Below are 13,451 nucleotides of genomic sequence, written 5' to 3' on the forward strand. Positions count from 1 at the left end.
ACGTTCCCTTCTACTTGTCTTGGGTCAAAGCCCAACCCGGCCTGCTCGGCCAAACTGGGTCCGGATTTGATACCAGACCAAGCAGAACCTCATGAAAACACTCTCTCTCCGCACCCGGGTCACCTGTTCCGCCATCGCCGCCTGCGCCATGCTCGGCGCCTTCGCCACCCCTGCCGCCGCCGCGGACGATGCCCAGGGCAACTGGATGGTGCGCCTGCGCGGCACCTATCTCGACATGGCCAACAGCTCCGACCCCGTCGGCGGCGTCGGCCCGTCGGACCGCATCACGGTCAACAACAAGTGGATTCCCGAGTTCGACGTCACCTACTTCTTCACGCCGAACATCGCCGCCGAACTGGTGCTGACAGTGCCGCAGAAGCAGGACGTCTACCTGGACGGCAACAAGGTCGGCACCTTCAAGCATCTGCCGCCGACGCTGCTGGTGCAGTACCACTTCATCCCCAACGGCACCTTCCGCCCGTATATCGGCGCGGGCCTGAACTTCACCCGCATCTGGGGCGCGGACATCGCCAACAACTCGCTGCAGCTCGATAGCTGGAGCGTCGGTCCCGCGCTGCAGATCGGCATGGACTACAAGCTGACCAAAAACTGGTTTCTCAACGCCGACATCAAGAAGATCTGGCTGTCGAGCGATGTGAAGGCGGGGGATGTCAAGGTATCCAAGGTGAACCTGGATCCGTGGCTGTTCAGCATGGGGGTGGGTTACCGCTTCTGATCGGGATCCGACTGGCAAGAAGGGCCGGCAACGCCGGCCCTTCTTGCCTTGGCGCACGGCACGTCACGCCGTCCCCAAGTTGCGCCGGGTGGCGGCGACTGCCGCCGTTCGCGTTTCCACGCCGAGCTTCTCGTAGATGTGTTCCAGGTGCTTGTTCACCGTGCGCGGGCTCATGCCGAGGATGTCGGCGATATCGCGATTGGTCTTGCCGCGCGCCACCCAGGCCATCACCTCGGCCTCGCGCAGTGTCAGGGCCGGGCCGGCCGGGGCCAGACCGCTGCACGACAGTTCCACCACGACCACGTCGCCCGCCTCGCCTGTCAACCGGCGCAGGTGAAGACTATCAGCGCCAGTTTCCGCTTCGCTGCAGAGGCGGAACACCGCGTCGCGCAGCGCGGGAGGCAGTACCGCGCCGGCAATCGCTACCGGCCATCCCTGGGCCTGCAGCAAGGCTGACGCGCTGCCGTTTATCCACAGGAGCCGGCCGTCGATGCCGGCCGCGAGCATCGGCACCGTGCTGCCGAATACGGCCTCCCGTGCGCTGCGCGCCAGCCGTGCCTTGCCCGCATGAGACCGCACGCGCGCCACCACCTCGGCAATCGCCACCGGTTTGGTCACGTAGTCGCATGCGCCGACTTCGAAACCGCGCACGATATGACCGGTATCGCCAAGTCCGGTCATGAAGATCACCGGCAGGTCCGCGTGGCGGTCCAGCAGCGCCGTGCAGGCGGCAAAGCCGTCCATGCCCGGCATGTCCACGTCCAGCAGCACCGCATCCGGCGCGAAGGACGTCAGCGCATCCAGTGCCGCGTTGCCGTTCGCGGCGGTGTGGACCAGCATGGCTTCGCCACCCAGCGCGCGCGTCAGGAAGCCGCACGCGTCGGCATCGTCGTCGACCACCAGTACGCGGGTCTCGATCGTCGGCAACGGGCGAAAGGTGTCAGGTTCGGGATGCATGGAGCGCCTCGCCAAGTGATGCGGTCAGGGCAGTGCCATCGGTCCGCGCGAGCGCCAGCATCTGCAGTGCCCACGTGGCCACGGCGCCGCCGCCTTCCGCCAGTTCTGAAAGCTGGGCCTCCAGCGCGCGCAGCCGGCCGGTGGCGCCCAGTTGCAGCAGCTCACGCAACAGGTCCGGCGCCGGGGTGAGCGCAGGCTGCGGCTGCGTCAGCGCGCGTCGGACCATCTCGACCAGTTCGCGCTCACGCACCGGCTTGCTGACGAATCCCAGATAGCCGTGCAGCGCGCGCGCTTCTTCCGTGTTTTCGTGCGCGTTGGCGGAGACGATCACCACTTGCGGCGCATTGGCTTCGGCGCGGATCTGGCGGCACAGGTCCCAACCCGATGCATCGGGCAGGTTCAGGTCGAGCAGCACCAGGTGCGGACGCCACTGGCACAGCGCCGGGAGCACGCCGGCGCCATCCCCCGCCTCATGCACGGCCAGCCCGTGCGGCGCCAGGAAGCCGCGCAGCACCGCCCGATGGGCCCTGCGGTCGTCGACGATCAGCACGCGCGCTCCCGCCGGCATTGGCGGCGCGGGCGCCCGCTGCGGGCACGTCACCGCCGCGGCCACGGTCGGGAGATAGAGCCGCACGGAGAACTCGCTGCCTTGGCCCGGTGCGCTGCGCACGCGGATGTCTCCACCCATCAGGTCTGCCAGCAGGCGCACAATGGCCAGGCCCAGGCCGATGCCTTCGCGATCGTCATGCGGCGTGGCGCGTTCAAACGGATCGAAGATGCGCGCCTGGTCTTCCGCGGCAATGCCAGGACCCGTATCGCTGACCGTGATCATTGCCAGTTCGCGCTGGTGGCGCACGGTCAGCGACACGTCGCCGTGCTCCGTAAATTTGATGGCATTGGTGACAAGGTTGATGATGATCTGGCGCAAGCGCTTGGCGTCGCCATGCACGTGCGCCGGCAGCTTGCCGGTCACGCGATAGTGGAACGCCAGCCCGCGCACCGCTGCCAGTGGCCGGAACATGCGGACGAGTTCGTCCAGCAGGTCTTCCAGCGCCACCGCATCCTGTTCCAGCCGCAGCTTGCCCGCCTCGATGCGCGACAGCTCCAGCAGGCCGTCGACAAGGCTCGACAGGTGCTCGCCGGCGCGGCCGATGGTCCGCACGTCCTCGCGGCATGCGGCGGGCAGCGCCGGCGTGCGCAGCAGCAACTGCGAGTAGCCAAGGATCGAATTGAGGCCCGCGCGCATCTCATGGCTCATGCCGGTGATGAAGCGGCTCTTGGCCAGGTTGGCCTGCTCGGCGACTTCCTTGGCGCTTTGCAGCAGCGCATCGGTACGGCGGTGGGCGTCGATTTCCTTCTGCAGCAACTGGTTCTGGCGCTCCGACTCTTCCTGCGCCACCGCCCGGCTCTCATTGGCCAGCACCAGCCACCACGCGGCCACGGCAGCAAACAGCATCAGGCCGGCGCCGATCTTCAGGAACAGGCTGGCACGGGGCGCGGCAGCCAGCACCACCGGGCCGGACAGTTGCTCCTGCGTATAGAGCAGCCACAGCAAGGTGCCGAAGGCAAACACCATCCCCGCCAGCATCAGGCCGAACTTGCCGATCCGGCGGGCCATGACTGGTGGCGTGCCGGCCGGCAGCACGCGCGTGAGCGCAGTGGCGATCTGTTCCTGTGCGCTGGCGCCCGGTTTACACCGGTCGCCGCAGCGCGCGTCGAGCGTGCAGCAGAGCGAGCAGATCGGGCCGCGATAGGCCGGGCAGGCTGCCACGTCCTCCTTCTCGAACGGATTGCGGCAGATCGCGCAACGGATCACGGCGTGGCGCCGGCCAAAATCGACCGGCGTGCGCGCAACGAAATAGCGGCTGTGCGTGGCGATGGCGATCAACGGTGGCAACACGATCGCCAGCAGAAGTCCCACACCAACCGACGCCGGTCGCAGTGTGTCGCCAAACACCCCCAGGTGGACCAGCATCGACAACGCCGAGGCCAGCATCATCGCGCCGAAGCCGGCCGGATTGATATCGAACAGGTAGGCGCGCCGGAACTCGATGTCCTTGGGAGAAAGCCCGAGCGGCTTGCTGATGACGAGGTCGCCACAGATCGCGCCGACCCACGCAACGGCCAGGTGGGCATAAAGCGCCAGTACCTGCTCCATGGCCTCGAACACGCCCATCACCATCAGCATTACGGCGATCAGCACATTGAACGCCAGCCACACCACACGGCCCGGGTGACTGTGCGTGAGCCGCGCGAACACGTTCGACCACGCCAGCGAGCCCGCATAGGCATTGGTGATATTGATCTTGGTCTGCGAGATGAGGACAAACAGTCCCGTCAGCACCACCGCGACCCATCCCGGCCAGCTCCCGCCGAGTCCGTGTGCAAAGCCAGCCAGGTACATCTGAGTGGGCTCCAGCGCATGGGCAATCGGCAGTTCCGACTGCAGCACCACAAAGGCGAGGAACGCACCCCCTGCCATCTTCGCTGCTCCCGGCACGATCCAGCCCGGGCCGGCCGCGATCAGCGCGCTCCACCAGCGCACGCGGTTGCGCTGCGTCAGCGGCGGCATGAAGCGCAGGAAGTCCACCTGCTCGCCGATCTGGGCGATCAGCGCAGCCGCCACGGTGGCCGCGGCCCCGAATGCCTGCCACGAGAATCCATCGCCATCGGCCAGCCGGCCGTTCAGGGACAGGAATTCCGCATAGCGGTGCGGCTCGCGCCAGAGGATCAGTGCGTAGGGCAGCACCAGCAGTGCCAGCCACACCGGCTGCGTCCACAGCTGGATGCGCGACAGCAGCGTCACGCCATGGGTGACCAGCGGGATGACGACAATGGCCGACAACAGGTAGCCGACAGGCCGTGGCAGGCCGAACAGCAGCTCGAAGGCCTGCGCCATGATGGCGGCCTCGAGCGCGAAGAAGATGAAGGTAAAGCTCGCATAGATCAGCGAAGTGATCGTCGAACCCAGGTAGCCGAAGCCGGCACCGCGCGCCAGCAAGTCTATGTCGAGTCCGTGGCGGGCCGCGTAGTAGGAAATCGGCAGGCCGGTCAGGAAAATCACCAGGCTTGCCGCGCCGATGGCCCACATCGCGTTGGTAAAGCCGTAGCTCAGCGTGATGGCGGCGCCGATGGCCTCTAGCGCGAGGAAAGCAACTGCACCAAAAGCGGTATTGGCCACGCGGAAGGCGCTCCATTTTCGGAACGACTTTGGTGCAAAGCGCAGGGCGTAGTCCTCAAGGGTCTCGTCGGCCACCCAGCGGTTGTAGTCGCGCCGGATCTTGCTGATGCGCTGGACTGGCTGGCTGGCGCTCGACATGGTTGGAAGGGGCCGGGGGCACCTGGCAGGGAGTGATGCCGCGCTGACGCAAGAGCCATGCCGTGAGGCGACATGCCATTGCCGGTTGCGAAGGCCGCCGCCACACTCTCCCCCACGTACGTTGAATGACGTATGGCCGCCAGTGTGGCGACGCAGCATGATCGGCCCGCAGGAGTGCTTTGACCAAGACGGATCAGCCAATCTCACCTCGCCTCCAAGGAGCGTCGATCATGCGTGACAAAGACAGTAGCGGTTCCCCTTCCACACCCGACGGCGGCGCGGTCTCGCTGCCGCGCCGTCGCCTGATGCAGGGACTGGCCGCCCTGCCCGCGCTGCCGCTGGCCGGCATGGCGGCGCCGGCCCATGGCGCCAGCCTGCCCACCGCCACGGTCAATACCACCAGGCTGGCCGTGACCGATACCGAAGTCACCGTCGGCCAGCTGCACTCGGCCACGGGCACCATGGCAATTTCGGAAACCGGCTCGATCCAGGCCGAACAACTTGCCATCGACCAGATCAACGCGGCGGGCGGCATCCTGGGCCGCAAGGTCCGGGTGATCAAGGAGGACGGCGCCTCCGACTGGCCGACCTTTGCCGAGAAATCGCGCAAGCTCCTCGTCAATGACCGCGTCGCGGCCGTGTTCGGCTGCTGGACTTCAGCCTCGCGCAAGGCGGTGCTTCCGGTCTTCGAGAAAGAGAACGGCCTGCTCTACTACCCCACGTTCTACGAGGGGCTTGAGCAATCCAAGAACGTGATCTACACGGGCCAGGAGGCCACGCAGCAGATCATCTGGGGGCTGGACTGGGCCGCGAAGCAGAAGAGCGCCAAAAGCTTCTTCCTGATCGGCTCCGATTACATCTGGCCGCGCACGTCGAACAAGATCGCGCGCAAGCATATCGAGAACTTCCTGAAGCTGAAGGTGGTGGGCGAGGAATACTACCCGCTGGGGCATACCAACTTCAACTCGCTGATCAACAAGATCAAGGTGGCCAGGCCGGACTGCATCTACGCGATCGTGGTGGGCGGCTCCAACGTGGCCTTCTACAAGCAGTTGAAGGCTGCCGGCATCACCGCCGACAAGCAGTTCCTGCTGACCATCTCGGTCACGGAGGACGAAGTGCTCGGCATCGGCGGCGAGAACATCGCCGGCTTCTATGCCGCCATGAAGTACTTCCAGTCGCTGAACAACGCCAACAACAAGCAGTTCGTCGATGCCTTCAAGGCCAGATACGGCAGCAAGGCCGTGATCGGCGACGTCACCCAGGCCGCGTACCTGGGCCCGTGGCTGTGGAAGGCCGCCGTCGAGAAGGCCGGCAGCTTCGATATCGACAAGGTCGTGGCGGCGTCGCCCGGCATCGAGCTGAAAACCGCGCCGGAAGGCTACGTCAAGGTCGACACCAACCATCACCTGTGGAGCAGGACGCGGGTGGGCCTGGCGCAGCTTGACGGCCAGTTCAAGGTGGTGGCCGAATCTCCGCAGCTGATTCCGCCCAACCCGTTCCCGAAGGGCTACCAGTAAGCGCTTTGCCGTACCGGCGCCGGCAGGCGCCTCCCTGATCCGATGACCGCCGGAGCCGTCTTCCATGAATCTGTCCGACATGCTGAACATTGCCCTGATGCAGGGCTTTGCCGGGCTGAGCCTGTTCTCGGTGCTGCTGCTGATGGCGCTGGGCCTGGCCATCATCTTCGGCCAGATGGGTGTCATCAACATGGCCCATGGCGAGTTCATGGCCATCGGCGCCTACACCATCTTCCTGGCATCCACCACGGTCGAGCGCCTGGCGCCGGCGTGGATGCCCCATTACTTCCCCGTGGCCATTTGCGCCGCGTTTGCCATTGCCTTCAGTGCCGGCTGGCTGGCCGAATGGGCGCTGATCCGGCACCTCTACAAGCGGCCGCTGGATACGCTGCTGGCCACCTGGGGGCTGTCGCTCGGCATGCAGCAGGCATTCCGTTCGACCTTCGGCCCCAAGGAAGTCAGCCCGACGCTGCCCGACTGGCTGATGGGTTCGTGGGCGCCTGCCCCCGGCCTCGATATCCCGATCAACGGCCTGTTCGTGATGGCGCTGACGCTGTGCGTGGCCGGGCTGGTCTGGCTGGCGCTGTACCGCTCGCGCTGGGGGCTGCGCGTGCGCGCCACCACCGCCAACCGGGCCATGGCCAACGCCGCCGGCATCAACACGCGCCGCACCGACCGGCTGACGTTTGCCATCGGCTGCGGCATCGCCGGCGTGGCTGGCGCGGCCTTCACGACGATCGGCTCCACGGGACCGACCAGCGGCTCGCTCTACCTCGTCGACGCCTTCCTCGTGGTCACGTTCGGCGGCGCAGCCAGCCTCGCCGGCACGGTGGCGTCGGCCTTCGGCATCGCGCAGACGCAGTCGATCACGGAATTCTTCATGACGGGGTCAATGGCACGCGTGCTGACGCTGCTGCTGATCGTAACGATCCTGATGATCCGCCCGCAAGGCCTGTTCGCCCCGGCGGTGCGTCGCTGAACCATTGCCAAGGAGCCCGACGATGTGCCCTTCGAAATCCATCCTGCCCCTGCTGCAGCGGCTGCGCGCCGGCGGCGAATGGGCCGGCTACGCACTGCTTGCGCTGGTGCTGCTGGTGGCCATGCCGCTGGCGCTGGACGTGTTCCGCCTGAACCTGGTCGGCAAGTATCTCAGCTACGCCTTCGTGGCCGTGGGCCTGGTCATGCTGTGGGGCTACGGCGGCGTGCTGAGCCTCGGGCAAGGCGTGTTCTTCGGCCTCGGCGGCTACGCCATGGCCATGTTCCTGAAGCTCGAAGCATCCGACCCCAGGAGCACGGCGATCCAGTCCACGCCGGGCATTCCCGACTTCATGGACTGGAACCAGCTGAGCGCGCTGCCGTGGTGGTGGGAGCCGTTCCGGCACCTGCCGTTCGCGATGGCCGGCGTGGTCGCGATCCCGGTGCTGCTGGCCTTCGTAGTCAGCTTCGCCATGTTCCGGCGTCGCGTCAGCGGGGTCTACTTCGCGATCATCACCCAGGCGGTGGCGCTGATCCTGTCGGTGCTGATCATCGGCCAGCAAGGCTATACCGGCGGCGTCAATGGCATTACCGACCTCAAGACGATGCTCGGCTGGGACATCCGCACGGACAGCGCCAGGCTCAATCTCTACTTCGTCAACGTGGCTCTGCTGTTCGGCGCCGTCGCCCTGTGCCGCTGGATCCAGCGCAGCAAGCTTGGCGTGCTGCTGCTGGCCATGCGCGACAAAGAGGATCGCGTGCGCTTCTCCGGCTACGACGTGGCGATGTTCAAGGTGTTCGTGTTCTGCCTGGCCGCCGCGCTTTCCGCCATCGGCGGCGCCATGTTCACGCTGCAGGTCGGCTTCATGTCGCCATCGTTCGTCGGCATCGTGCCGTCGATCGAAATGGTGATCTTCGCGGCCGTGGGCGGGCGCATGAGCCTGGTGGGCGCGGTCTGGGGCACCTTGCTGGTCAATGCCGGCAAGACCTATTTCTCCGAGAGTTTCCCGGATCTCTGGCTGTTCCTGATGGCGGCGCTGTTCATCGGCGTGGTGGTGGCCTTCCCTGACGGGCTGGCCGGCCTCTACCGCAAGTACCTGGCGCGCCGGCGTGCCGACGATCCGCCCGCGCCGGCCGAGCGCATCCCGGCCACGACGGCCTGACCCGCGAGGCAGACACCATGAGCAATACCGACTTCATGCTGGCAGTGGAAGATCTGACGGTCTCGTTCGATGGCTTCAAGGCCATCGACAACCTCACGCTCTATGTCGACCGCAACGAGCTGCGCGTGATCATCGGCCCGAACGGTGCCGGCAAGACCACGCTGCTGGACCTGGTGTGCGGCAAGACCCGCGCCAGCGGCGGCAGCATCAAGTTTGCCAACCGCGAGCTGACGGGCCTGCCCGAGTACCAGATCGTACGCGCCGGTGTAGGCCGCAAGTTCCAGACGCCATCGATCTACGAGAACCTGAGTGTGTTCCAGAACCTGGCGGTGTCGTTCCCGCGCGGACGCGGCGTGCTGGGCGCCCTGGCTTTTCGCGCCACCGTCGAGGTCCGCCAGCGCGTGGCCGAGGTGGCCGCGGAGATTGGCCTGGCCGATGCGCTGGAGCGCGAGGCCGCGCAACTGTCGCATGGCCAGAAGCAGTGGCTGGAGATCGGCATGCTGCTGATGCAAGAGCCCAGGTTGCTGATGCTTGACGAGCCGATTGCCGGCATGAGCGTGCGCGAGCGCGAACAGACCGCCGAACTGCTCAAACGCGTCAGCAAGGGCCGCGCCGTGATCGTCATCGAGCACGACATGGACTTCGTCAAGCAGATCGCCGACAAGGTCACCGTGATGCACCAGGGAAAGATCCTGGCCGAGGGTTCGATGACCCAGGTGCAGAACGACCCGCGCGTGATCGACGTCTACCTGGGCCATTGACGCGGCCACCTGCTACCGACGGAGAATCTCACATGCTCACAGTCGACAACGTGGTCGTGAACTATGGCCAGAGCGAGGCACTGCACGGCGTTTCGTTTGCCGCCGCGCAGGGCGAAACGGTGGCCATCATGGGCCGCAACGGCATGGGCAAGACCACGCTTTTCAAGGCGATGATCGGCATGCTGCCGGTGCGCTCGGGCCAGGTCTACATCGATGGCAGGGATGTCGCCCGCGACGAGAGCTATCGCCGCGTGCGCGCGGGCCTGGGCTATGTGCCGCAGGGGCGCATGATCTTCTCGCACCTGAGCGTCGAGGAAAACATCCTCACCGGCATGGCGCAGGGAAAGCGCCGGCGCATCCCCGAGGAGATCTTCGCGATGTTCCCGGTGCTGTTCGACATGCGCCGGCGCAAGGGCGGCAACCTGTCCGGCGGCCAGCAGCAGCAGCTGGCGATCGCGCGGGCGCTGGTGGCCGATCCCAAGGTGCTGCTGCTCGACGAGCCCACCGAAGGCATCCAGCCGTCGATCATCAAGGACATCGCCCGCGCGCTGGACGAGATCCGCCGCACGCGCGACATCACGATCGTGTTTTCCGAGCAGGTGCTGAGCTTTGCGCTGGACGTGGCAGACCGGCTGCTGGTCATCGAAGGCGGCCGCTTCGTACACGAGACGCAGCGCAACAGCACGGATGTGGACCACATCCGGCAACTGCTGTCGGTCTGAACCGGTTTCAACTCCCCCATCCCCGATCCCCCACCCCCTTTTCCACCCAGGAGGCAACGTCATGACGGACACCCTGATCAAGGTCGATCTGGCCGAATCGCCGTACGAGAACCCCAACGTCCACAACCGCTGGCACCCGGACATCCCGATGGCCTGCTGGGTCAAGCCGGGCGACGACTTTATCCTCGAAACCTACGACTGGACCGGCGGCTTCATCAAGAACAACGATTCGGCCGACGATGTGCGCGACATCGATTTGTCGATCGTCCATTTCCTGTCCGGTCCAGTAGGCGTGGAAGGCGCCGAACCCGGCGACCTGCTGGTGGTGGATCTGCTGGACATCGGCGCCAGGCCGGAAAGCCAGTGGGGCTTCAACGGCTTCTTTTCGAAGCAGAACGGCGGCGGCTTCCTGACCGACCACTTTCCGCAGGCGCAGAAGTCGATCTGGGACTTCCACGGGCTCTACACCTCGTCGCGCCATATCCCCGGCGTGAGCTTTGCCGGGCTGATCCACCCGGGGCTGATCGGCTGCCTGCCGGACCAGGCCATGCTGGAGACGTGGAACAAACGCGAGATGGATTTCATCGCCACCGATCCCGGGCGCGTGCCCCCCCTGGCCAATCCGCCGTTTGCCGCCACCGCGCACATGGGCAGGCTGCAAGGCGATGCGCGCGCCCAGGCTGCCGCGGCCGGCGCGCGCACGGTGCCGCCGCGCGAGCATGGCGGCAACTGCGACATCAAGGACCTGTCACGCGGTGCCAAGGTCTACTTCCCCGTCTATGTGGACGGCGCGGGCCTGTCCGTGGGCGACCTGCATTTCTCGCAGGGCGATGGCGAGATCACGTTCTGCGGCGCCATCGAAATGGCCGGCTGGGTGCATATGCGCGTGTCGCTGATCAAGGGCGGCATGGCCAAGTACGGCATCCGCAATCCGATCTTCAAGCCCAGCCCGATCACGCCGAGCTACAACGACTACCTGATCTTCGAAGGGATCTCCGTCGATGAGTCAGGCAAGCAACATTACCTGGATGTGCACGTGGCCTACCGGCAGGCATGCCTGAACGCGATCGAATACCTGAGCAGGTTCGGCTACTCGCGGGCCCAGGCCTATTCGATCCTCGGCACAGCGCCGGTTCAGGGGCATATCAGTGGCGTGGTGGATATTCCCAATGCCTGCGCCACGCTGTGGCTGCCGACGCAGATCTTCGATTTCGATATCCGGCCCAACGCCAGCGGGCCGGTGAAGATGATCCAGGGCGGCGTGGACCTGCCCCTTTCCCCCGACCTGGCCTAGCCTGGAAGGTGGTTGTCGTGATCCCACTGGCGGAGATGCAATGCCCACCTACGACTATCGGTGTGAAGATTGTGGCGATTTCGCGGTGATGCGGCCAATGTCGCGGCGCGACGAAGCCGCGGCCTGCCCGCAATGCGGCGCGCTGGCAGCGCGCGCGCTGGTGGCCGCACCGGCGCTGGCCAGCATGGCGAGGTCGGCGCGCGCGGCGCATGCGGTCAATGAGCGCAGCGCGGCCGAGCCCAGGTCATCGTCGGCGCATGGCGCCGGGTGTGGCTGCTGCGGCCCGGTCCGGCTGGCCGGGCGCACGGACGCGGCCAAGGCCCCCGGGGGGCGGCCCTGGATGATCAGCCACTGAGCGGAAGTTGCCTTTTGCGGCTGCCGGGAGCGGGGCGACTAGCGGAACGCCGGCTCGTCGAAACTGCGCAGCTTGCGCGAATGCAGCTGCTCCACCCCGTTCTCACGCAGGATGCGGATCGCCTCCAGCCCGATGGTCATATGCTGGCTGACACGCTGGCGATAGAAGGCGTTGGCCATGCCGCGCAGCTTGAGCTCGCCATGCAGCGGCTTGTCCGACACGCATAGCAAGGTGCCATAGGGCACGCGCAGCCGGAAGCCGTTGGCCGCCACCGCCGCGCTTTCCATATCGATGGCAATCGCGCGCGACTGGTTGAAGCGCGCATACAGCGACTTGGACTTGAGTTCCCAGTTGCGGTCGTCGGTCGAGACCACCGTGCCGGTGCGCATGCGGGTCTTCATCTCGTTGCCGGACAGCCCGGTCACGCGCGCAACGGCCTCCTGCAAGGCCACCTGGATCTCGGCGATTGGCGGCACCGGCACCCACGGCGGCAAGTCGTGGTCGAGCACGTGGTCGTCGCGCACATAGGCGTGCGCCAGCACGTAGTCGCCGAGCTGCTGCGAGCGGCGCAAGCCGCCGCAGTGGCCCACCATCAGCCAGCAATGCGGGCGCAGCACGGCCAGGTGGTCGGTCATGGTCTTGGCGTTGGACGGTCCCACGCCGATATTGACCAGCGTCACCCCCAGCTTGTCTTCGCGCACCAGGTGATAGGCCGGCATCTGCGGCAGCGCGCGCGGGCGCGAGGCGTCGTCGGGTTCCGCGCCGCCCAGTTCCTGCATCACGTCGCCGGGTTCGACAAAGCGGGTGTAGCCGCCGCCGTCGCTGCTGGCCATCAGGCCCCGGCCCAGCTCGACAAACTCGTCGACATAGCGCTGGTAGTTGGTGAACAGCACGAAGCGCTGGAAATGCTGCGGTGCCGTGCCGGTGTAGTGGTACAGCCGCTGCAGGGCCAGGTCCACGCGCTCGGCCGGGAACAGCGACAGCGGCCAGGCCTCGCCCGGGATCGGCTCATAGGTGCCATTGGCGATGCCGTCGTCGATGCGGCTCAGCTCGGGCAGCACGAACGATGCCTCCAGCTCGCGCGCCTGGGTGTAGCTGATGTCGGTGGTCGAAGCCTCGATCACGAACGGCAGCGGGATCGGGCGCCGGCTCAGCCCTACCACCACAGGCACGCGGTGATAGCGCATCAGCCGCTCGATCTGGTCGCGGTAGTAGTCCGCCAGCAGGTCGGGGCGGGTCACGGTGGTGCCATACACGCCCGGGTAGGCCACCGTGCCCCATGACGGCCGGCTGTCGGTGACCATGGTCTCGATATTGACCGAGATGCCCAGGTACGGATAGCACGCATGCGCGGCCGAGGGCAGCGGCTTGCCGCTGGCGAAGGCATCGAAGCGCGCGCGCACGGCGCCGACAGAAGCTTCGTAGATGTCGCGGATGCGCGCGATCGCCGCATCCGCGTCGGTGAACTCGGCAAGCTGATCGGCCGGATGTGCGGAGGAAAAGACGGGGGCGTTCATGGAGGCCATGATACCGCGCCGGCGCGCCTGCGTGAGCAGCACCCGACCCCGCCGGAAGCCAAATTGACGCGCCCGCGCCCGCTCGCTACACTCCGCCAATTGCGCGGCACGGGTTCCCGTGCCGTTCTCGAC

General features: G+C 66.3%; 11 protein-coding genes. 8 read left to right on the plus strand and 3 right to left on the minus strand.

All coding sequences use genetic code 11. The features are described 5' to 3' along the window. Window positions 1–91: 91 nt before the first annotated feature. Window positions 92–736 (plus strand): OmpW/AlkL family protein, encoded by a 645-nt coding sequence (locus tag AC1Q6V_RS09305; RefSeq protein WP_011616341.1) that lies wholly within the window; start codon window positions 92–94, stop codon window positions 734–736. Window positions 737–799: 63 nt separating this feature from the next. On the opposite strand, the gene AC1Q6V_RS09310 is transcribed toward AC1Q6V_RS09305, so the two are convergent. Further along, window positions 800–1,693: a response regulator transcription factor gene (locus AC1Q6V_RS09310; RefSeq protein WP_011616340.1), complete on the minus strand. Its 894-nt coding sequence runs from the start codon at window positions 1,691–1,693 to the stop codon at window positions 800–802. Beyond that, window positions 1,677–5,012 (minus strand): hybrid sensor histidine kinase/response regulator, encoded by a 3,336-nt coding sequence (locus AC1Q6V_RS09315; RefSeq protein WP_011616339.1) that lies wholly within the window; start codon window positions 5,010–5,012, stop codon window positions 1,677–1,679. The genes AC1Q6V_RS09310 and AC1Q6V_RS09315 overlap by 17 nt, the downstream gene beginning before the upstream one ends. A gap of 230 nt (window positions 5,013–5,242) precedes the next feature. Between AC1Q6V_RS09315 and urtA the strand changes: the two genes are divergently transcribed. The 7 genes from urtA (at window position 5,243) to AC1Q6V_RS09350 (ending at window position 11,802) form a co-directional block, all read left to right on the plus strand. Then, entirely contained in the window at window positions 5,243–6,532 is a 1,290-nt protein-coding gene (gene urtA, locus AC1Q6V_RS09320) for an urea ABC transporter substrate-binding protein (RefSeq protein WP_454750630.1), read from the plus strand. Window positions 6,533–6,596: 64 nt separating this feature from the next. After that, window positions 6,597–7,511 (plus strand): urea ABC transporter permease subunit UrtB, encoded by a 915-nt coding sequence (urtB, locus tag AC1Q6V_RS09325; RefSeq protein WP_010814077.1) that lies wholly within the window; start codon window positions 6,597–6,599, stop codon window positions 7,509–7,511. Window positions 7,512–7,533: 22 nt separating this feature from the next. Beyond that, window positions 7,534–8,670: an urea ABC transporter permease subunit UrtC gene (gene urtC, locus AC1Q6V_RS09330; RefSeq protein WP_010814078.1), complete on the plus strand. Its 1,137-nt coding sequence runs from the start codon at window positions 7,534–7,536 to the stop codon at window positions 8,668–8,670. A gap of 17 nt (window positions 8,671–8,687) precedes the next feature. Next, on the plus strand, window positions 8,688–9,431 hold the full coding sequence (urtD, locus tag AC1Q6V_RS09335) for an urea ABC transporter ATP-binding protein UrtD (RefSeq protein WP_011616337.1): 744 nt from the start codon (window positions 8,688–8,690) through the stop codon (window positions 9,429–9,431). Window positions 9,432–9,463: 32 nt separating this feature from the next. After that, on the plus strand, window positions 9,464–10,153 hold the full coding sequence (urtE, locus tag AC1Q6V_RS09340; RefSeq protein ID WP_010814080.1) for an urea ABC transporter ATP-binding subunit UrtE: 690 nt from the start codon (window positions 9,464–9,466) through the stop codon (window positions 10,151–10,153). Between the two features lie 61 nt (window positions 10,154–10,214). Continuing rightward, a complete protein-coding gene (gene fmdA, locus AC1Q6V_RS09345; RefSeq protein ID WP_010814081.1) occupies window positions 10,215–11,447 on the plus strand; it encodes a formamidase in 1,233 nt (410 codons plus the stop codon). A gap of 40 nt (window positions 11,448–11,487) precedes the next feature. Next, window positions 11,488–11,802 (plus strand): FmdB family zinc ribbon protein, encoded by a 315-nt coding sequence (locus tag AC1Q6V_RS09350; RefSeq protein ID WP_010814082.1) that lies wholly within the window; start codon window positions 11,488–11,490, stop codon window positions 11,800–11,802. A gap of 38 nt (window positions 11,803–11,840) precedes the next feature. Here AC1Q6V_RS09350 and AC1Q6V_RS09355 read toward each other — a convergent pair whose 3' ends face one another. After that, window positions 11,841–13,328, minus strand: a complete 1,488-nt coding sequence (locus AC1Q6V_RS09355; RefSeq protein ID WP_011616336.1) for an AMP nucleosidase — start codon at window positions 13,326–13,328, stop codon at window positions 11,841–11,843. Window positions 13,329–13,451: the final 123 nt, after the last annotated feature.

It is taken from the genome of Cupriavidus sp. GW823-FHT07B10 (assembly GCF_058794355.1).

Bases quoted from the DNA above. Each gene is read 5' to 3' on its own strand.
- AC1Q6V_RS09305 (WP_011616341.1), top strand. From the start codon at position 92: ATGAAAACACTCTCTCTCCGCACCCGGGTCACCTGTTCCGCCATCGCC.
- AC1Q6V_RS09310 (WP_011616340.1), bottom strand. From the start codon at position 1,693: ATGCATCCCGAACCTGACACCTTTCGCCCGTTGCCGACGATCGAGACC.
- AC1Q6V_RS09315 (WP_011616339.1), bottom strand. From the start codon at position 5,012: ATGTCGAGCGCCAGCCAGCCAGTCCAGCGCATCAGCAAGATCCGGCGC.
- urtA (WP_454750630.1), top strand. From the start codon at position 5,243: ATGCGTGACAAAGACAGTAGCGGTTCCCCTTCCACACCCGACGGCGGC.
- urtB (WP_010814077.1), top strand. From the start codon at position 6,597: ATGAATCTGTCCGACATGCTGAACATTGCCCTGATGCAGGGCTTTGCC.
- urtC (WP_010814078.1), top strand. From the start codon at position 7,534: ATGTGCCCTTCGAAATCCATCCTGCCCCTGCTGCAGCGGCTGCGCGCC.
- urtD (WP_011616337.1), top strand. From the start codon at position 8,688: ATGAGCAATACCGACTTCATGCTGGCAGTGGAAGATCTGACGGTCTCG.
- urtE (WP_010814080.1), top strand. From the start codon at position 9,464: ATGCTCACAGTCGACAACGTGGTCGTGAACTATGGCCAGAGCGAGGCA.
- fmdA (WP_010814081.1), top strand. From the start codon at position 10,215: ATGACGGACACCCTGATCAAGGTCGATCTGGCCGAATCGCCGTACGAG.
- AC1Q6V_RS09350 (WP_010814082.1), top strand. From the start codon at position 11,488: ATGCCCACCTACGACTATCGGTGTGAAGATTGTGGCGATTTCGCGGTG.
- AC1Q6V_RS09355 (WP_011616336.1), bottom strand. From the start codon at position 13,328: ATGGCCTCCATGAACGCCCCCGTCTTTTCCTCCGCACATCCGGCCGAT.